Consider the following 19,232-nt stretch of genomic DNA (forward strand, 5'->3'; position numbering starts at 1 on the left):
AAATGTATGTTCTTTGAAAACTAGATAACAGTGTAGCTCATATTTTTTTAATTTTAGTTTGGTTAAGTTAGAAAGGGCGCACGGTGGATGCCTTGACACTAGGAGTCGATGAAGGACGGGACTAACGCCGATATGCTTCGGGGAGCTGTAAGTAAGCTTTGATCCGAAGATTTCCGAATGGGGAAACCCACTATACGTAATGGTATGGTATCCTTACCTGAATACATAGGGTATGGAAGACAGACCCAGGGAACTGAAACATCTAAGTACCTGGAGGAAGAGAAAGCAAATGCGATTTCCTGAGTAGCGGCGAGCGAAACGGAATCTAGCCCAAACCAAGAGGCTTGCCTCTTGGGGTTGTAGGACATTCTATACGGAGTTACAAAGGAACGAGGTAGACGAAGCGACCTGGAAAGGTCCGTCGTAGAGGGTAACAACCCCGTAGTCGAAACTTCGTTCTCTCTTGAATGTATCCTGAGTACGGCGGAACACGTGAAATTCCGTCGGAATCTGGGAGGACCATCTCCCAAGGCTAAATACTCCCTAGTGATCGATAGTGAACCAGTACCGTGAGGGAAAGGTGAAAAGCACCCCGGAAGGGGAGTGAAAGAGATCCTGAAACCGTGTGCCTACAAATAGTCAGAGCCCGTTAATGGGTGATGGCGTGCCTTTTGTAGAATGAACCGGCGAGTTACGATCCCGTGCGAGGTTAAGTTGAAGAGACGGAGCCGCAGCGAAAGCGAGTCTGAATAGGGCGTTTAGTACGTGGTCGTAGACCCGAAACCAGGTGATCTACCCATGTCCAGGGTGAAGTTCAGGTAACACTGAATGGAGGCCCGAACCCACGCACGTTGAAAAGTGCGGGGATGAGGTGTGGGTAGCGGAGAAATTCCAATCGAACCTGGAGATAGCTGGTTCTCCCCGAAATAGCTTTAGGGCTAGCCTTAAGTGTAAGAGTCTTGGAGGTAGAGCACTGATTGAACTAGGGGTCCTCATCGGATTACCGAATTCAGTCAAACTCCGAATGCCAATGACTTATCCTTAGGAGTCAGACTGCGAGTGATAAGATCCGTAGTCAAGAGGGAAACAGCCCAGATCGCCAGCTAAGGTCCCAAAGTGTGTATTAAGTGGAAAAGGATGTGGAGTTGCTTAGACAACTAGGATGTTGGCTTAGAAGCAGCCACCATTTAAAGAGTGCGTAATAGCTCACTAGTCGAGTGACTCTGCGCCGAAAATGTACCGGGGCTAAATACACCACCGAAGCTGCGAATTGATACCAATGGTATCAGTGGTAGGGGAGCGTTCTAAGTGCAGTGAAGTCAGACCGGAAGGACTGGTGGAGCGCTTAGAAGTGAGAATGCCGGTATGAGTAGCGAAAGACGGGTGAGAATCCCGTCCACCGAATGCCTAAGGTTTCCTGAGGAAGGCTCGTCCGCTCAGGGTTAGTCAGGACCTAAGCCGAGGCCGACAGGCGTAGGCGATGGACAACAGGTTGATATTCCTGTACCACCTCTTTATCGTTTGAGCAATGGAGGGACGCAGAAGGATAGAAGAAGCGTGCGATTGGTTGTGCACGTCCAAGCAGTTAGGCTGATAAGTAGGCAAATCCGCTTATCGTGAAGGCTGAGCTGTGATGGGGAAGCTCCTTATGGAGCGAAGTCTTTGATTCCCCGCTGCCAAGAAAAGCTTCTAGCGAGATAAAAGGTGCCTGTACCGCAAACCGACACAGGTAGGCGAGGAGAGAATCCTAAGGTGTGCGAGAGAACTCTGGTTAAGGAACTCGGCAAAATGACCCCGTAACTTCGGGAGAAGGGGTGCTTTCTTAACGGAAAGCCGCAGTGAATAGGCCCAAGCGACTGTTTAGCAAAAACACAGGTCTCTGCGAAGCCGTAAGGCGAAGTATAGGGGCTGACACCTGCCCGGTGCTGGAAGGTTAAGGAGAGGGGTTAGCGTAAGCGAAGCTCTGAACTGAAGCCCCAGTAAACGGCGGCCGTAACTATAACGGTCCTAAGGTAGCGAAATTCCTTGTCGGGTAAGTTCCGACCCGCACGAAAGGTGTAACGATTTGGGCACTGTCTCAACCAGAGACTCGGTGAAATTATAGTACCTGTGAAGATGCAGGTTACCCGCGACAGGACGGAAAGACCCCGTGGAGCTTTACTGTAGCCTGATATTGAATTTTGGTACAGTTTGTACAGGATAGGCGGGAGCCATTGAAACCGGAGCGCTAGCTTCGGTGGAGGCGCTGGTGGGATACCGCCCTGACTGTATTGAAATTCTAACCTACGGGTCTTATCGACCCGGGAGACAGTGTCAGGTGGGCAGTTTGACTGGGGCGGTCGCCTCCTAAAGTGTAACGGAGGCGCCCAAAGGTTCCCTCAGAATGGTTGGAAATCATTCGTAGAGTGCAAAGGCATAAGGGAGCTTGACTGCGAGACCTACAAGTCGAGCAGGGACGAAAGTCGGGCTTAGTGATCCGGTGGTTCCGCATGGAAGGGCCATCGCTCAACGGATAAAAGCTACCCCGGGGATAACAGGCTTATCTCCCCCAAGAGTCCACATCGACGGGGAGGTTTGGCACCTCGATGTCGGCTCATCGCATCCTGGGGCTGTAGTCGGTCCCAAGGGTTGGGCTGTTCGCCCATTAAAGCGGTACGCGAGCTGGGTTCAGAACGTCGTGAGACAGTTCGGTCCCTATCCGTCGTGGGCGTAGGAAATTTGAGAGGAGCTGTCCTTAGTACGAGAGGACCGGGATGGACGCACCGCTGGTGTACCAGTTGTTCTGCCAAGGGCATAGCTGGGTAGCTATGTGCGGAAGGGATAAGTGCTGAAAGCATCTAAGCATGAAGCCCCCCTCAAGATGAGATTTCCCATAGCGTAAGCTAGTAAGATCCCTGAAAGATGATCAGGTTGATAGGTTCGAGGTGGAAGCATGGTGACATGTGGAGCTGACGAATACTAATAGATCGAGGACTTAACCATATAATATGTAGCAATGTTATCTAGTTTTGAAAGAATATAAAAAACTTGTTGACTTTTAAAAGTGAATAAGTTACAATAATTCTTGTCTTAAATGAATACAGTCTGGTAATGATGGCAGAGAGGTCACACCCGTTCCCATACCGAACACGGAAGTTAAGCTCTCTAGCGCCGATGGTAGTTGGGACCTTGTCCCTGTGAGAGTAGGACGTTGCCAGGCAAATGGAGGATTAGCTCAGCTGGGAGAGCACCTGCCTTACAAGCAGGGGGTCGGCGGTTCGATCCCGTCATCCTCCACCATTTTTGCCGACTTAGCTCAATTGGTAGAGCAACTGACTTGTAATCAGTAGGTTGGGGGTTCAAGTCCTCTAGTCGGCACCAGAAAATCATGGCGGTTGTGGCGAAGTGGTTAACGCACCGGATTGTGGCTCCGGCATTCGTGGGTTCGATTCCCATCAGTCGCCCCATTTTTTCTTAAAAAATTATAACATGCGGGTGTGGCGGAATTGGCAGACGCACTAGACTTAGGATCTAGCGCCTTTGGCGTGGGGGTTCGACTCCCTTCACCCGCACTTTTAATAAAATAACTCATACATGTCTTGCGGAAGTAGTTCAGTGGTAGAATACAACCTTGCCAAGGTTGGGGTCGCGGGTTCGAATCCCGTCTTCCGCTCCAATTTTCAATATGACATGCCGGGGTGGCGGAACAGGCAGACGCACAGGACTTAAAATCCTGCGGTGGGTGACCACCGTGCGGGTTCGACCCCCGCCCTCGGCACCATATGCGCCCGTAGCTCAATTGGATAGAGCGTTTGACTACGGATCAAGAGGTTAGGGGTTCGACTCCTCTCGGGCGCGCTTTTATTAACGGGAAGTGGCTCAGCTTGGTAGAGCACCTGGTTTGGGACCAGGGGGTCGCAGGTTCAAATCCTGTCTTCCCGATATTCCAAAAAACATGGGGCCTTAGCTCAGCTGGGAGAGCGCCTGCCTTGCACGCAGGAGGTCAGCGGTTCGATCCCGCTAGGCTCCACTTATTTGAATATTATTTATGGCGGTGTAGCTCAGCTGGCTAGAGCGTACGGTTCATACCCGTGAGGTCGGGGGTTCGATCCCCTCCGCCGCTACCATAAAGGACCTTTAGCTCAGCTGGTTAGAGCAGACGGCTCATAACCGTCCGGTCGTAGGTTCGAGTCCTACAAGGTCCACCATTAGAAGTTTATATCTCGGAGGTATACCCAAGTTCGGCTGAAGGGATCGGTCTTGAAAACCGACAGGCGGCGAGAGTCGCGCGGGGGTTCGAATCCCTCTACCTCCTCCATTTTTTTCTAAATTAAATATTATATCATCGCGGGGTGGAGCAGCACGGTAGCTCGTCGGGCTCATAACCCGAAGGTCGCAGGTTCAAATCCTGTCCCCGCAACCAAATGGTCCCGTGGTGTAGTGGTTAACATGCCTGCCTGTCACGCAGGAGATCGCCGGTTCGACCCCGGTCGGGACCGCCATTTTAATAAGGCTCGGTAGCTCAGTCGGTAGAGCAGAGGACTGAAAATCCTCGTGTCGGCGGTTCGATTCCGTCCCGAGCCACCATTTTGAAGTCGCAAGCCGGCTTAGCTCAATTGGTAGAGCAACTGACTTGTAATCAGTAGGTTGGGGGTTCAAGTCCTCTAGCCGGCACCACTTTCAAAATGAGCCATTAGCTCAGTTGGTAGAGCATCTGACTTTTAATCAGAGGGTCGAAGGTTCGAATCCTTCATGGCTCACCATTTTCAATTTAATGCGGGTGTAGTTTAGTGGTAAAACAAGAGCCTTCCAAGCTCTGGTCGAGAGTTCGATTCTCTTCACCCGCTTTTCAATTATGGGCCTATAGCTCAGCTGGTTAGAGCGCACGCCTGATAAGCGTGAGGTCGATGGTTCGAGTCCATTTAGGCCCACCATAATTATTCCGCAGTAGCTCAGTGGTAGAGCTATCGGCTGTTAACCGATCGGTCGTAGGTTCGAGTCCTACCTGCGGAGCCATATTATAGAGAAGTACCCAAGTGGCTCAAGGGGCTCCCCTGCTAAGGGAGTAGATCGCGAACGCGGTGCGAGGGTTCGAATCCCTTCTTCTCTGCCAGAACTGGCCCGTTGGTCAAGTGGTTAAGACACCGCCCTTTCACGGCGGTAACACGGGTTCGAATCCCGTACGGGTCATACTAAAAGAGATAGCATAATCTGCTATCTCTTTTTTGTTGTGTAAAAGTGGACGTTGAATCGTCTGCTTTTTTGAGGTATTGTATACTTTTTTCTATTTGAATCGTCTAACTAATAGAAAGGAGAGAGCGATGGAGTATGAAAAGGTCATATAACCACCTTTACACTGATTTCACCATCGCTCTACTGAATATCAAGTTCACTGCAATCACGATGACTGCACCGATAAGGGTTGCAAATACACGGTCGAACAGAATGATAAACTGGAACGGCTTGCCGGCTTCCATGATCAAAATAATGAGCGGGATCATGGTTGCAGAGTATACAAGATAATTTCGAACCTTTAGAAGAGGTCGAACACCTGCGAATAGCCCGATACTTATAACTAACCCCCAAATTGGTAGACTAGTTGCAAGAAGCAAGCTCGCAACAATCACGCCGATTACTGTACCAAGCACTCGTTGTGTTGTTTTGATTGGAAAGAGTTCTATTTTCCGCTGGGTAAGGATCGCTACGGTAATTGCAATCCAATAGAAGTGGTGCTCGGGCCAAAGTATTCGCAATCCCTCAGCTATACCTAGACATAATGCGAGCCTGATTGGGAATTGCCAACCGGATAGGTGTGCCAGAGAATTCCTCCATAGAATGATTTTTTTCGATGTTGGCCCTTTCACAGCTCCATCCAGCGATGATTTAAAACAACGGTGTACCCAGATGCCTAGCACCAAGCTGATACTGACGGTCCAAATCGCCCCTGCTAAGATTGAAAAAATTAGTTCCATTCGGTACTCCGTCTGGTCGACCATGTTGAGGATGATAATCAGGAATACGACAAAGCGTGTTGTTGCCACCGCCAAGGCACGACTATATCCGCCAATTAACGCAGCAAGGCTTACCAGCAGGATCAAGACTCCAAATGTCAGATAGCCATGTCCGAAAGAGAGAACAGCAGCAATCGCAGCGAGCACTACTGATATCAGCGCTGATGCCAACTTTTTCCCGTGATTTATAAAACTTGAACCGACTTTCACGCTACTGACTGCCAAACTGCCGACAGATGCAGCAAAACCAAGAGCAGGATAGCCTAGAACTGTGGCGAACAGAACAGGTCCGGCCATACCTATGCCGGCGGAAATGAGTTCTACTCTCTCTACCTTGGCCTCCTTAGACCAAGAAAAGACTTGAGCCCTATATGTCTTTACATTCATCTATAGCACCTCTTCCGACCCAAAGAGTAGGGTACAGTTTAATAGCTCTTTCTTTAATCCATGGACAGGTGGTGATACCTATGTCCATCAGGCTAATATTTTGAAGTATCCCCAAAGTGAAAATTTTATCTTTCCAGAGTTATTTATAATAATTCAGCTCATTTTTTTCGATATGGGGAAATGCCAATTTCTTAAGTTGATGGCAATGTATGGTGACCCCTTATAGAAACCTCTAAAAGTATTGCTGCGGATTTACAAAAATTAAATGATAAGAATTATGTGAAGGCTGCTGTATTAGGGGCTACTGCGGAAAATAAATAATATAGATAGAAGAAGCTGTCTCTAAATGGGTAATCTATTGGAGACAGCTTCTTTGTGGGTGTAACAAAAGCTGGTATCTTGTCGATATTCCTTGTCGGATCGCCGATATAATGTCACTTATCGCCAGAACTCCTTTCACAATCTAAATAAAACGCATGAATTGGTATTGATTCCACACCTGCCACGATAACTTTACAATCTATGTGAAAAAGTTCACAAATAGGTCATAATTTGTGAAGTAATTCACAATGATCCGTGCTACAATATGAATGTAAAGAAGTTAAACAACATTAAATTAGTATTTTAATTAATTACTTAAACAATAATAAAAAATAGATGTAAACAATTGAAAGGGGAAATTAACATGAAAAAAGGTATCAATCGCGTAGTATTAGTAGGAACAGGAGCTGTAGGCTGTAGTTATGCTTACTCAATGATCAACCAAGGTGTAGCTGAAGAATTCGTATTAGTAGATGTTAATGAAGCAAAAGCAGAAGGAGAGGCAATGGACTTAAGCCATGCGGTACCATTCTCTCCAGCAGCAACAAAAGTTTGGAGCGGTAGCTATGCAGATTGTAAAGATGCAGATCTAGTTGTTATCACTGCTGGATTACCACAAAAGCCAGGCGAAACTCGTTTAGACTTAGTTGAGAAAAATACAAAGATCTTTAAACAAATCGTTCGCGGTATTATGGATAGCGGATTCGATGGAATCTTCTTAATCGCAACTAACCCAGTTGATATTTTAACTTACGTAACTTGGAAAGAATCTGGTTTACCGAAAGAGCGCGTAATCGGTTCTGGTACTACTTTAGACTCTGCTCGTTTCCGTTACATGTTAGGTGACTACTTAGATGTAGATCCACGTAACGTTCATGCTTACATCGTTGGTGAGCACGGTGACACTGAACTTCCAGTATGGAGCCACGCTACTGTAGGTGTACAAAAACTAGAAACAATCTTAGCGAACAACGAACAATACAACCAAGAAGATTTAGATAAAATCTTTGAAAATGTACGCGATGCAGCTTACCATATCATCGAGCGTAAAGGTGCAACTTACTACGGAATCGGTATGTCACTACTTCGTGTAACTAAAGCAATCTTAAGCAACGAGAACAGCGTGTTAACTGTATCGGCATACCTTGAAGGCCAATATGGTGAGAAAGATGCTTACGTAGGTGTTCCAGCTGTTATTAACCGCGAAGGTGTACGTGAAATCGTAGAACTTGAATTAAACGAAGAAGAAAAAGTGAAGTTCGCTCATTCTGTAAAAGTATTAAAAGAAACAATGGCACCAGTACTATAATAATTGCTAAATAATTCAGAGGCGGGAAACTGCTTCCTACCTCTGAGTTTTTATATAATTTAATATAAATTCCTTTTCCGGTTTCCCTTGTATATCCCCAATATACCCCTTTTGCTGGATAAGGGTCGTTTATAGAAAAGAGCACTCTATTTTATATAGAGTGCTCTTTATTATCCCGCTATTTGCCGGGCAGCCCGATTGGTGAAGGCTAATAATCAGTGGGGGGATGAACAAAATCCCCACTGATTAAAGTTTCACTTTATTATTTTTTAGGCGTTAATCCTAATTTCTTTAAAATATCTGCAAGAGTACCGCTTTTTGATTTTTCAACAGGCGTTTGTGATTTAGCTGCATCTGGCCCTTTTTTCAAGAAGTTCTTTTCAACGAAACGAATATCTTTTTCGTCGACAATACCATCTTTGTTAAGATCGCCGTCTTTTACAGATACTCCTTTTTTACCATAGTTGCTAGCGATAATTTCAGCATCTTTAATATCAATTACTTTATCTCCATTTACATCACCGGCAAGGTTTTCATCCAGGCGTGCATAATAATATTGGCCAAGGAGCTTACCATCTTTTTCAGTACCTAATTTCGTTGTTAGTCGGCTTGTTAAATGCCCTGGAACTTCTACGTATAAGTTGTAGTCGCGTTTATTAACAGGAAGTCCATTTAATTTGAAATATCCGTATTTATCAAGTGAGCCTTCAAACTTATGACGGTAAGAATCAGTCGCATATACTTTTACGCCAAGCTTTGTATAATCGAATTTTTCATCTAAATATCCACGTTCATTTAAGAATGCACCAGGTTTAATATTTCCTTCTACTAGTGAATTTAAGGACATAACTGAGAATGTTTGGTCTTGTAGGACACGCATTCTATTTGGCTCTGTTTCCCCTGGCTTCCAGTATACAAAAATTGGTGAATCCAACTGAGCGTTTGCTTCATAAAACTCATCATTTTCTACTTTGAAAGTTACATCAATGAACGGGAAATCACCATCTAATCCAGTAAAGTTTTTGTCATCGATCGCTCCGCCAACTGTAACAGAACCTTCTTCTAACTTCGGCTCATTCACTTTTGCGGTTACACCTTTTTCAGAAAGGAGTTTTTCAAAAGCTGGATTAAATTTCGCATTTGCAAATGTAAAGTTCTTCTCTAGGAACTTTACGTTAAATTCCCCAGCAACAAATTGTTTTACGTGTTTTGCGTTGAGTGTTACAGTAAGTTCATCATTTTTGTATACTTCTTTTTTATCATAACTAGTTTTCGCATATTGAGCTCCTTGCGGGATAAACCAATAGTTATTTACACCGCTTGGATAGTCAGGACCTGCAGTTGCATAATCAAAAATATATACGCCTGTTTTCATAGGGCCTTCCACTTTAAAGGATTCAGGAGTAATGCCAACTTTAAAGTCACCATTTGCATTAATAGGTAAAAACTTATGCAAGTATGGGGAATAGTCATAGTACATAACCCCGTTTGCTTCTTGCGTAATGTTTAATCCTTTTCCTTTTAAATAGTCAACGTTTGAATCGTACACATTTCCTTTAATCCATAATGCCTTTTTACCATCTTCTACTGTATAGTTTTCTTCATTTAACTCGTAAATACCAGGCTTTAATCCAGTTAATTTCACTTCTGGTGGTGTATTATCGATTACGACATAATCACCTTTCACACGTGCTTTTCCCGCTTTATCATAGCCAACAAATTCAATTGTGTAATCGCCTTCTGGTAAGTCAATTTTCTCATCACCGATTGGTTTCGCAGGATCATTTGTAAAAGGATATACTTTTCCGTTAAAGAATGAATCTAAGTAGTAATACACATCCGTTTTTAGTCCACTCGTGTTTAATGTTCCGATGAATCCGAGCGCTTTATTTGTTTTTGAGTCTTTCACGATAAGATCTAACGTTTCAAGTTCGCTGTTTAATTGGAATGCCCCGTGAACATATGATTCACCGTATGGATTAAATTTCGATGTATCAGTTGAAATTGCTTTTCTTGATAGTATCGCATTTTCAATACCAGGCTCTGATACACGAATAGAGAATGGTATTTGATACGTTTCTTCTTTATTTTTTGTATTTGTAATATGAATATATCCTTCATATCGACCTTGCTTCACGCCAGCTGGGACATTAATTTTTGCTTCAATCTCATCTGATTTTCCAGCACCAATAGTAATTGTTTCTGCAATAGAAACTTTTACACCATTTGCGGTAGCATCGTTAATAGAAGAAGATGCTGGTGTATAAGAAATTTCTGTTTTAAATTCTTTTTTCTCTTGTTTATTATGGCTTTCCACTTTTATATTTCGTTTTTGTTCAAGAGCTTCACCGTCTTTTTGATAAAACTTCCCGAATGCAATGGATCCGGTTTCTTCTGGTACTTCAATTACTTCATCATTCACAACTGTTTTTGTTGTATCTAGCACTTTAAAACTTGTTTCCGTATGAACGGCGTTGTACGCATCTACTCGTCCAGCTCCCACTTCATATACGGAATACTTTTCTTTTAAATTATCAGCTGTGTTCATGAGAGACGCCTTTACATCGAATGGAGAGTATTCTGGGTGTTCTTGTAAAATAAGAGCAGCAACGCCAGCGATATGAGGAGAAGCCATGGATGTTCCTTGCATACGCTCATAGGAAACGTCATAGTTTTGGCCTTCTTGTGGATCGTTAATATATTCAGGTACTGTTGAAAGTACAGCAACACCAGGTGCTGTAATATCAGGTTTAATATCATCATTGGATGTAACAGGGCCGCGTGAGCTAAAGTCTGCAAGATGGTCGCCTTCTGTTTGAATGTAGTTGATTTCATTGAAAGTTAAAGAGGTACTGCCTTGTTCAATTTGGACTTTTAGTTTTTCACCGTCTTCTTTCGTTAGGCGGAATGTAGGAATGTATTTTGTGCTTTCACCAACGTAGAAAGGAATTTCTCCATCCACGTTGTTATAAATAATAACGGCTTTTGCACCAGCTTGTTTTGCATTCGCGATTTTTTCATCAAATGAGAGTGTACCACGTGCAACGAGAGCGATTTTCCCTTTTACATCCTTTTTACTAAACTCGCCAGGGGTACCGATTCCTACAGATTCAATCGGTAAAGTTTGTCCCTTGAAATCCTCTATTTTATCAGTGAAGTTTTTGCCGAATAAAATTAGGTTAGGAAATTGTAATTGTCCAGCATGACCTGATAGTTTTGGTAAAGAAATAGAGCTATCACTTGCTCCGACTGTAATAGCAAAGGGAGAAGCACCTGGTGATCCGAGTGTCGATGGATTTGGACCAGAGTTACCAGCAGCAACGACTGTAACAACACCGGAAAGCATTGCGTTATTGACAGCGATAGACGTTGGATCAAGCGGATTGTTGCTATCGTCACCTAACGATAAGTTAATGACGTTCATACCGTCAGAAATAGATTTATCAATTGCAGCGATAATACCTGAACTATCTCCGCTTCCGTATGGACCGAGTACACGATAGTTATACAATTCAATGTCAGGTGCAACACCTTTTACTGCGGAATCTGATTGGTTTTTCTTTTGAGCAGAAACGATACCTGCTACGTGAGTACCATGTGCGGTGTAGAAGGAAGAACCACGATCATCAAATTCAGGAGCGCCAGATTGTTGCCACTCTGCGTAAGTTGTTTCCATCGGGTCTGCATCGTTATTAATAAAGTCCCAACCTTTTACGGAATTGGGGTCTACCTTACTAGAATCTTCACCTGGTTTTGCGCGATAGCCTTTATACACGTCTTTTAAGTCAGGGTGATTGTAATCTATACCTGTATCTAATACTCCAACTTTAATTCCTTTTCCGGTAATGCCCTCACTATGTAACTTATCTACCCCAATTTGCGGGATGCTATCTGTTAGTTTTTGAGGTGCTTTTTGCTCCGCTTGTTTCGGTAAATTTAATTTTACTTCGTAATCTTTCCAAATACGTTTTACAACGCCAATTCGTAACAATTCTTCAACTGTATTTGCCGGTAATGTTAGTGCGACCCCATTTATAGCGTGCTTATAAGAACGTTTAATTTGTACAGATTGAAAATTTCCAGACTTCACTGATGGACTGAATTGACGGAGGTTTTTGAGACCTTTTTGAAATTCTTCATGCTCTTGATCAATGCGTGCCTTTATATTTTCAGGTGCAGCTTGCAAGCCTTTTTCTTTTTGTTTTAATTCATTAATCTTTACTGGTGCAGTTTGAAATTCTACAATGATATTTACTGGTTCGGAACTGCTCGTATTAATATCTGGTGAAATCGTAAAACCAGGATTGGCATCTAACGTTTGTAATGCCTGACGCTGTTCTTTAGAAAGTTTTGATAGTAAAGACTGGGCGTTTGAAGAGTCAATTTGGTTAATAGGGTTTTCAGCAAGTACATTGAACGGAAGGGCAGTTGAAAATAGAACGCCAGCCGTTACAATTCCGGTAACAAAACGATTTTTCTTTTTCATGTATAGGCCTCCGATAATTTATATTTTAAAAATTATTTCTCCACGCCTGGTGTTTGCTCTGCATGGAATGTCCAGTTTAGTTGTAAGGAATCACCCTGGAATTTATTTTGATCTTGGTCGTTGTCTTCAAAGGAGAAGAGAACGTGTAAGGAATCTGTTTCACCAGATTTAATACCGTCTATTAAGTTATGACGTTCTAGAGAAGTAGCGACATCTTCAGGTTTCATAGTTTTTAATTCCGATAGTTTTGTTTCCCACAAAATTTCATGGTCATCGTTTGGATTAGATGGCTTTCCATCATTCACTAAAAATTTAACGATGATATGATCGCCTAAATCTTCACTATCATTATTTTGCTTTGCATCTGTAACTTCATAGGATGTTTCAAGTGATACTTTTGCAATGTCCAATGAACCTTTATTTTCAAGTTTGAAGTTTCTTTCAATAAAATCACCTGGTTTTAAATCTTTCACATCAACGATGACACTTGGGTTAATAGAAAGATCTAATGTTCCAGATTGAAATGAATTATTAGATGTTTCGGAATCACTGAAATAGGCGAATACACCGCTAAATGTAAGTGATAAGCCTAGTGATGCAGTGACAGCTCCCATTCCTACTTTTTGTTTCAATGACATAAGAAAGCCCCCTAGTTTGATTTTTTATTAAACTTTCGCAAAGTAAACACAGTATTCTAGTATGAATTATATTTACGAAAGTTCGATGTTCTTTATTGAGAACAAGTATATGCGTATGAATTTTACATTTCAAGAAACTTTGTGACAAAAAATGTTGAGAAACATTATTTTATGACAGATTATTCTGGTTGTAATTTATGTGGAAAATAGCGTGAAAAACAGGGAGAAACTAATAAAATAAATATTGAGCAACAATGAAAGGCGAGAAATAGTAAGAGAAAATGAAGCGTTTGCAATGAATATTCGTCAAAATTCGATATTTTATATGGTAAATGTGAATATTTTAAGCCAAAATTAAGAAAAATACGTATATTTTTTAAAAAATAACAAGGATATTTCAGTTTTTCGCAGAAATGATAAAGAGTAAAAAATTTCTGTCATCTTAGTGAGGTGAACATATTGGATGTAATAAATTGTGAAGAAGTGAAACGAGATGAGTTTCATACAGAAAAGTACTATGACAGTTATAACATCTTTGGGGCACATATTGTGACGGAAGATGGCATGCGAGGTGTACGATTCACAGTATGGGCTCCTCATGCGAAAGCAATGAGTGTTGTTGGAGATTTTAATGAATGGGATTATGAGCAACATAAGATGCTACAAGTGACAGAAGATGGGATTTGGTCCTTGTTTGTACCGCATATTGCAGAGAATGAGATATACAAGTATGCGATTGAAACGATGGACGGTGCTGTTATTTTAAAAGCAGATCCTTACGCAGTATATGCAGAAGTAAGACCAAATACGGCATCTGTAGTTTTTGATATAGAGGGATATGAATGGAATGATAAAAACTGGATTCGTAAGAGAAAGAAAAAATCGATTTATAAAGAAGCGATGACAGTTTATGAATTACATTTCGGTTCTTGGAAAAAGAAAGAAGATGGCGATCTGTATTCTTACAGAGAAATGGCCGAGGAGCTCATTCCATATGTGGTGGAACATCAATTTACACATATCGAAATTATGCCGCTTGTTGAGCATCCATATGATCGTTCTTGGGGATATCAAGGAACAGGATATTATGCAGCGACAAGTAGATTCGGCACGCCACATGATTTGATGTATTTTGTCGATGAATGTCATAAATATGGAATCGGTGTCATTTTAGATTGGGTGCCGGGGCATTTTTGTAAAGATGCTCACGGTTTATATTTGTTTGATGGGACACCGACTTATGAATATAAAGATATAGATGTACAAGAAAACCTGGTATGGGGAACTGTTAATTTTGATTTAGGGAAGAGAGAAGTACGTAATTTCTTAATTTCAAATGCATTATTTTGGATGAGGTATTTCCATATTGATGGTTTCAGGGTAGATGCAGTTGCGAATATGTTGTACTGGAATAAAGAAGGAAAAGAGCAAAGCAATGAACACGCTGTTTCTTTCTTACGAGAGTTAAATGAAGCTGTGTTTGCAGAAGATGAAGAGTTTCTTATGACAGCAGAAGATTCAACAGCTTGGCCGCTTGTAACAGCTCCAACATACGAGGGTGGACTTGGATTCAATTATAAATGGAATATGGGTTGGATGAATGACGTGCTGAAATATATGGAATGTGCACCAGAGTACCGGAAATACATTCATGAGAAAATGACATTCTCTTTACTATATGCTCACTCTGAAAACTTCATATTGCCACTTTCTCATGATGAAGTCGTTCATGGGAAAAAGTCGTTATTAAATAAAATGCCGGGAGAGTACTGGGATAAGTTCGCCCAACTTCGTTTATTATATGGATATTTCTTTACTCATCCAGGTAAGAAATTACTCTTTATGGGCGGGGAATTTGGCCAATTTGATGAGTGGAAAGATCTTGAAGATTTAGATTGGAATTTACATGATTTTGAAATGCATCGTAATATGCATGATTACTTTAAAGAGCTCATAGCATTGTATAAGCGTTCAAAACCACTTTGGCAGTTAGATCACTCGCCTGAAGGGTTTCAGTGGATTGATGCTAATAATAATGAGCAAAGTATTTTCTCGTTTATTCGCCAAGGGGATAAGCAAGAAGATGCGTTAGTTGTCGTATGTAATTTTACGAAAGCTACATATGAAAACTATAAAGTAGGTGTACCAGATTTCGAGTATTATAACGAAATTTTAAACAGTGATGCTGAGCAATATGGCGGATCGGGGCAAGTGAATAAGAAACGTCTCAAGGCGGTTCTAGAACCGTATCATAATCAAGCGGCACATGTAGAAATTACAATTCCACCATTTGGCGTATCCATATTACGACCAGTGAAGACGAGAAAGGGGAGCAAAAAACAAGATGGCTCAAAAACAAAAGTGCGTAGCAATGTTACTAGCAGGGGGAAAAGGTAGTCGTTTAAGTGCATTAACAAAAAATTTAGCTAAGCCAGCTGTTCCATTTGGTGGTAAATATCGCATTATTGATTTTACGTTAAGTAACTGTGCAAACTCTGGTATTGAAACGGTGGGGATTTTAACGCAATATCAACCGCTAGAACTGCATAATTATATTGGAATCGGAAACGCTTGGGATTTAGACCGCGTAAACGGTGGAGTCACAGTGTTACCCCCTTATGCGGAGTCTTCAGGTGTGAAGTGGTATACAGGTACGGCAAGTGCTATTTATCAAAACTTAAACTATTTAAGCCAGTATGAACCAGAATATGTCCTTATTTTATCGGGCGATCATATTTATAAAATGGATTACAGCAAAATGCTAGATTACCATATTGAGAAAGAAGCAGATGTTTCAATTTCTGTTATTGAAGTGCCATGGGATGAAGCGAGTCGTTTTGGCATTATGAATACAAATGAAGAGATGGAAGTTGTTGAATTTGAAGAAAAACCGCAATTTCCAAGAAGTAATCTTGCATCAATGGGAATTTATATTTTTAACTGGGCTATTTTAAAAGAATATTTAGAGATGGATGCAAGAAATCCTGAATCTAGTAATGATTTCGGAAAAGATGTACTTCCGCTTTTATTAGATGAAGGGAAGAAGCTGATGGCGTATCCGTTTGAAGGATATTGGAAAGATGTCGGAACGGTGAAAAGTTTATGGGAAGCGAATATGGATTTACTTCGCGATGAAACATCGTTGAATTTAAATGACCGTAATTGGCGCATTTGTTCTGTGAATCCAAACGAGCCGCCTCAATATATTGCAGAACAGGCAAAAGTAGAAGAATCACTTATTAATGAAGGGTGCGTCATTGAAGGGGACGTGAAGCATTCTGTTTTATTCCAAGGAGTAACGGTAGAAGAAGGTAGTATGGTAATCGATTCTGTCGTTATGCCTGGGGCAAAGATTGGTAAAAACGTTGTGATTGAAAGAGCGATTGTTGGCTCGGAAATGGTTATTGAAGATGGGACAATAATTCGCCCAGAAAAAAATGTTGATGATGTAGTACTAATTGCTGAAGGGAAATAGAAAAGGGGGATGAAATGAATGGGAGAAAAAATGTTAGGAATTATTAATGCAACGGGAAGTTTTCCTTCCTTAAAGAAAGTAACAGGGCATCGTTCATTAGCGGCGTTACCGTTTGGGGGCCGTTACCGACTCATTGATTTCATGCTTTCAAATATGGTGAATTCTAATATTCATAGTGTAGCGGTTTTTACAAGTCATAAAAATCGTTCTTTAATGGATCATGTCGGTTCAGGAAAACAGTGGGATTTAGATAGAAAGCGTGATGGACTGTTTTTATTCCCACCGAACTGCCAATGCGATCATGACGAATTTGGATCTTTTGCACATTTTAGAAGACATGTTGATTATTTTCTAAGAAGCAGAGAAGAGTATGTTGTTATTACAAATAGCCATCTTGTAACAGCGTTAAATTTTCAAGCGGTGTTAGATCGACATATACATACGTCCGCAGATATTACGGAAGTTTGTCATGAAGGGGTTTCGCTTCAAACATATGTGTTAAAGAAACAATTACTGCTAGACTTATTTGAGACATATAAAGATGTGGAGCAATACAGTTTATTTGATGTAGTGAGAGAAAAGCGCGGGGAATCATTGCATATTGCTACGTATGAGCATACAGGATATGTAGCGATCATTGATTCGATTGAAAGTTACTATAAGCATAGTTTAGAAATTTTGCAACCTGCTATTTGGAAACAATTATTTAAGAAAGAAGCACCAATCTTTACGAAAGTAAAAGATGAGCCACCAACTCGTTACATGAAGGGTGCAGTAGTGAAAAATACAATGGTTGCAAACGGCAGTATTATTGAAGGTGAAGTGGAAAATAGTGTTGTCTCCCGTTCTGTTAAAATTGGAAAAGGTTCAATTGTTCGTAATAGTATTATTATGCAAAAGAGCCAAATTGGAGATAATTGTATAATAGATGGTGTTATTATTGATAAAGATGTGAAACTTGGCGACGGCGTAGTGTTAAAAGGAAGTGCTGATGAGCCATATGTTGTAGAAAAAGGTAGTGTACAAAATAGTACAATCAATAGTTATTCGTAAATAGCAGGTACATAATTAGTGGGGGATTTAGAAAACCCCCACTAATTATGGTTTTACTCTACATGAAAACTTGAAGGGAGGAAGCTGTAAGAAGAGCGATTTATGATGTATACGCTTTTCGTGCAGTGGAACAACAGGTGAATATTTTATTTGCAGTATCAGAATGTGTACCATTTATTAAATCCGGAGGCCTAGCTGATGTAGCAGGAGCGCTCCCAAAAGAATTAAAAAAATTAGGAGTGAATGTTCGCATTATACTTCCGAACTACAGTCTTATCCCGAAAGAGCTAAGAGAAGGATGTACGCTTCATAAAGTAATTAACGTTCCTCTTGGATGGAGAAACCAATATTGCGGGATTTTAAAAGGTGAGCAGGATGGGATTACGTATTACTTAATAGATAATGAATATTATTTTAAGAGAGATTCTCTATATGGTCATTATGATGATGGGGAGCGTTTTTCTTATTTTTCAAAAGCAGTTTTAGAGTGTATTCCGCATCTTGATTTCGAAGTAGATGTTCTTCATAGCCATGATTGGCACACAGCTATGGTTAATTTCTTGCTTCGTGAAAAGTATCAAGATAACCCGTTATATGAGCATATTAAAACGGTATATACGATTCATAACTTGCAGTTCCAAGGTGTATTTCCTCCTGAAGTGATGTACGACTTACTGGAGCTTGGTCATGAATATTTTCATAGTGAACAGCTTGAGTTTTATGGAAACGTGAACTTTATGAAAGGTGGTATTATCGCATCTGACCAAATTACAGCGGTTAGCCCGACATATAAAGAAGAGATTCAATATGAGTTTTTCGGTGAGAAGTTAGATGGATTGTTACGAAAGAATAACGATAAGCTTAGTGGCATTGTAAATGGAATTGATACGAGCGTATATAATCCAGAAACAGATTCGTATATTACTGCTCAGTATAGTGCAGAGTCATTAGATGGAAAGAATGAAAATAAACGTGCATTGCAGCGTTATTTTGGTTTGCCAGAAAAAGAAGATACGCCAGTTATTTCGATGGTAACACGATTAACGAAGCAAAAGGGGCTTGATCTAGTACGTACTGTATTCCGCGAAATAATGGAAGAAGATGTACAATGTATTATTTTGGGATCAGGCGATTCTGAATACGAGCAGTTCTTTGAATGGATGGCATACGAGTATCCAGAAAAGGTAAAAGTATATATCGGATTTAATGAAGAGTTAGCGCACCAAGTATATGCGGGAAGCGATTTGTTTTTAATGCCATCGCTGTTTGAACCGTGTGGCCTTGGACAACTTATTGCACTAGCATATGGCACGATTCCAATTGTAAGAGAAACAGGTGGATTAAATGATACTGTACATTCTTATGATGAAGACACTGGAATTGGAAATGGCTTTAGCTTTACGAACTTTAATGCACATGACATGTTACATACGGTTCTTCGTGCAATTGAGTTTTATCAAGATAAACCGGTATGGGATAGGCTTGTAAAGCAAGCGATGACTGAAGATTATAGCTGGGGGAAATCGGCTCTTGCGTACAAGAAATTGTATAAAAGTCTCATGGAATAACATTG

8 protein-coding genes, 22 tRNA genes and 2 rRNA genes are annotated in these 19,232 nt (G+C 41.3%); 29 read left to right on the plus strand and 3 right to left on the minus strand.

Features of this window, described 5'->3' with window-relative positions; translation table 11 throughout:
• Positions 1-60: 60 nt before the first annotated feature.
• The 24 genes from CDB3_RS26020 (at position 61) to CDB3_RS26135 (ending at position 5,169) form a co-directional block, all read left to right on the plus strand.
• A 23S ribosomal RNA gene (locus tag CDB3_RS26020) occupies positions 61-2,982 on the plus strand.
• Positions 2,983-3,083: 101 nt separating this feature from the next.
• Positions 3,084-3,199 (plus strand): 5S ribosomal RNA (gene rrf, locus CDB3_RS26025).
• A gap of 4 nt (positions 3,200-3,203) precedes the next feature.
• A tRNA-Val gene (locus tag CDB3_RS26030) sits at positions 3,204-3,279 on the plus strand.
• 5 nt (positions 3,280-3,284) lie between these two features.
• Positions 3,285-3,360: transfer RNA gene (locus tag CDB3_RS26035), tRNA-Thr, on the plus strand.
• A gap of 10 nt (positions 3,361-3,370) precedes the next feature.
• Positions 3,371-3,446 (plus strand) — tRNA-His (locus CDB3_RS26040).
• 24 nt (positions 3,447-3,470) lie between these two features.
• A tRNA-Leu gene (locus CDB3_RS26045) sits at positions 3,471-3,551 on the plus strand.
• 29 nt (positions 3,552-3,580) lie between these two features.
• Positions 3,581-3,655, plus strand: a tRNA-Gly gene (locus CDB3_RS26050).
• A gap of 16 nt (positions 3,656-3,671) precedes the next feature.
• Positions 3,672-3,760, plus strand: a tRNA-Leu gene (locus tag CDB3_RS26055).
• Positions 3,761-3,763: 3 nt separating this feature from the next.
• Positions 3,764-3,837: transfer RNA gene (locus tag CDB3_RS26060), tRNA-Arg, on the plus strand.
• A 10-nt stretch (positions 3,838-3,847) separates the two neighbouring features.
• Positions 3,848-3,921: transfer RNA gene (locus CDB3_RS26065), tRNA-Pro, on the plus strand.
• A 15-nt stretch (positions 3,922-3,936) separates the two neighbouring features.
• Positions 3,937-4,009 (plus strand) — tRNA-Ala (locus CDB3_RS26070).
• A 20-nt stretch (positions 4,010-4,029) separates the two neighbouring features.
• Positions 4,030-4,106 (plus strand) — tRNA-Met (locus CDB3_RS26075).
• 4 nt (positions 4,107-4,110) lie between these two features.
• Positions 4,111-4,187 (plus strand) — tRNA-Ile (locus CDB3_RS26080).
• Between the two features lie 17 nt (positions 4,188-4,204).
• Positions 4,205-4,297 (plus strand) — tRNA-Ser (locus CDB3_RS26085).
• A gap of 28 nt (positions 4,298-4,325) precedes the next feature.
• Positions 4,326-4,402, plus strand: a tRNA-Met gene (locus CDB3_RS26090).
• A 3-nt stretch (positions 4,403-4,405) separates the two neighbouring features.
• Positions 4,406-4,481: transfer RNA gene (locus CDB3_RS26095), tRNA-Asp, on the plus strand.
• A gap of 9 nt (positions 4,482-4,490) precedes the next feature.
• Positions 4,491-4,566 (plus strand) — tRNA-Phe (locus CDB3_RS26100).
• A 14-nt stretch (positions 4,567-4,580) separates the two neighbouring features.
• Positions 4,581-4,656: transfer RNA gene (locus CDB3_RS26105), tRNA-Thr, on the plus strand.
• A gap of 10 nt (positions 4,657-4,666) precedes the next feature.
• Positions 4,667-4,742 (plus strand) — tRNA-Lys (locus tag CDB3_RS26110).
• Between the two features lie 13 nt (positions 4,743-4,755).
• Positions 4,756-4,826 (plus strand) — tRNA-Gly (locus CDB3_RS26115).
• Positions 4,827-4,836: 10 nt separating this feature from the next.
• Positions 4,837-4,913, plus strand: a tRNA-Ile gene (locus CDB3_RS26120).
• A gap of 7 nt (positions 4,914-4,920) precedes the next feature.
• Positions 4,921-4,995, plus strand: a tRNA-Asn gene (locus CDB3_RS26125).
• Positions 4,996-5,001: 6 nt separating this feature from the next.
• Positions 5,002-5,092, plus strand: a tRNA-Ser gene (locus tag CDB3_RS26130).
• A 5-nt stretch (positions 5,093-5,097) separates the two neighbouring features.
• Positions 5,098-5,169, plus strand: a tRNA-Glu gene (locus CDB3_RS26135).
• Between the two features lie 161 nt (positions 5,170-5,330).
• On the opposite strand, the gene CDB3_RS26140 is transcribed toward CDB3_RS26135, so the two are convergent.
• Positions 5,331-6,377: an FUSC family protein gene (locus tag CDB3_RS26140; RefSeq protein WP_128856466.1), complete on the minus strand. Its 1,047-nt coding sequence runs from the start codon at positions 6,375-6,377 to the stop codon at positions 5,331-5,333.
• A 685-nt stretch (positions 6,378-7,062) separates the two neighbouring features.
• Between CDB3_RS26140 and CDB3_RS26145 the strand changes: the two genes are divergently transcribed.
• A complete protein-coding gene (locus CDB3_RS26145; protein WP_000715333.1) occupies positions 7,063-8,007 on the plus strand; it encodes an L-lactate dehydrogenase in 945 nt (314 codons plus the stop codon).
• 262 nt (positions 8,008-8,269) lie between these two features.
• Here the strand turns inward: CDB3_RS26145 and CDB3_RS26155 are convergent, their stop codons facing one another.
• Both CDB3_RS26155 and CDB3_RS26160 read right to left on the minus strand, forming a co-directional pair.
• Entirely contained in the window at positions 8,270-12,493 is a 4,224-nt protein-coding gene (locus CDB3_RS26155) for a S8 family serine peptidase (protein ID WP_128856467.1), read from the minus strand.
• 32 nt (positions 12,494-12,525) lie between these two features.
• Positions 12,526-13,131: a CalY family protein gene (locus tag CDB3_RS26160; RefSeq protein ID WP_128856468.1), complete on the minus strand. Its 606-nt coding sequence runs from the start codon at positions 13,129-13,131 to the stop codon at positions 12,526-12,528.
• A 459-nt stretch (positions 13,132-13,590) separates the two neighbouring features.
• Between CDB3_RS26160 and glgB the strand changes: the two genes are divergently transcribed.
• The 4 genes from glgB to glgA all read left to right on the plus strand — a co-directional run bounded on the left by glgB (position 13,591) and on the right by glgA (position 19,227).
• Complete coding sequence (glgB, locus tag CDB3_RS26165; RefSeq protein WP_128856469.1) at positions 13,591-15,528, plus strand: 1,4-alpha-glucan branching protein GlgB; 1,938 nt, start codon at positions 13,591-13,593, stop codon at positions 15,526-15,528.
• Complete coding sequence (gene glgC, locus CDB3_RS26170; RefSeq protein WP_128856470.1) at positions 15,476-16,606, plus strand: glucose-1-phosphate adenylyltransferase; 1,131 nt, start codon at positions 15,476-15,478, stop codon at positions 16,604-16,606. The genes glgB and glgC overlap by 53 nt, the downstream gene beginning before the upstream one ends.
• A gap of 18 nt (positions 16,607-16,624) precedes the next feature.
• Entirely contained in the window at positions 16,625-17,659 is a 1,035-nt protein-coding gene (gene glgD / locus CDB3_RS26175) for a glucose-1-phosphate adenylyltransferase subunit GlgD (protein ID WP_128856471.1), read from the plus strand.
• A 137-nt stretch (positions 17,660-17,796) separates the two neighbouring features.
• A complete protein-coding gene (glgA, locus tag CDB3_RS26180) occupies positions 17,797-19,227 on the plus strand; it encodes a glycogen synthase GlgA (RefSeq protein WP_128856565.1) in 1,431 nt (476 codons plus the stop codon).
• Positions 19,228-19,232: the final 5 nt, after the last annotated feature.

The organism is Bacillus sp. CDB3, assembly GCF_002081505.1.
Lineage (GTDB): Bacteria > Bacillota > Bacilli > Bacillales > Bacillaceae_G > Bacillus_A > Bacillus_A cereus_AT.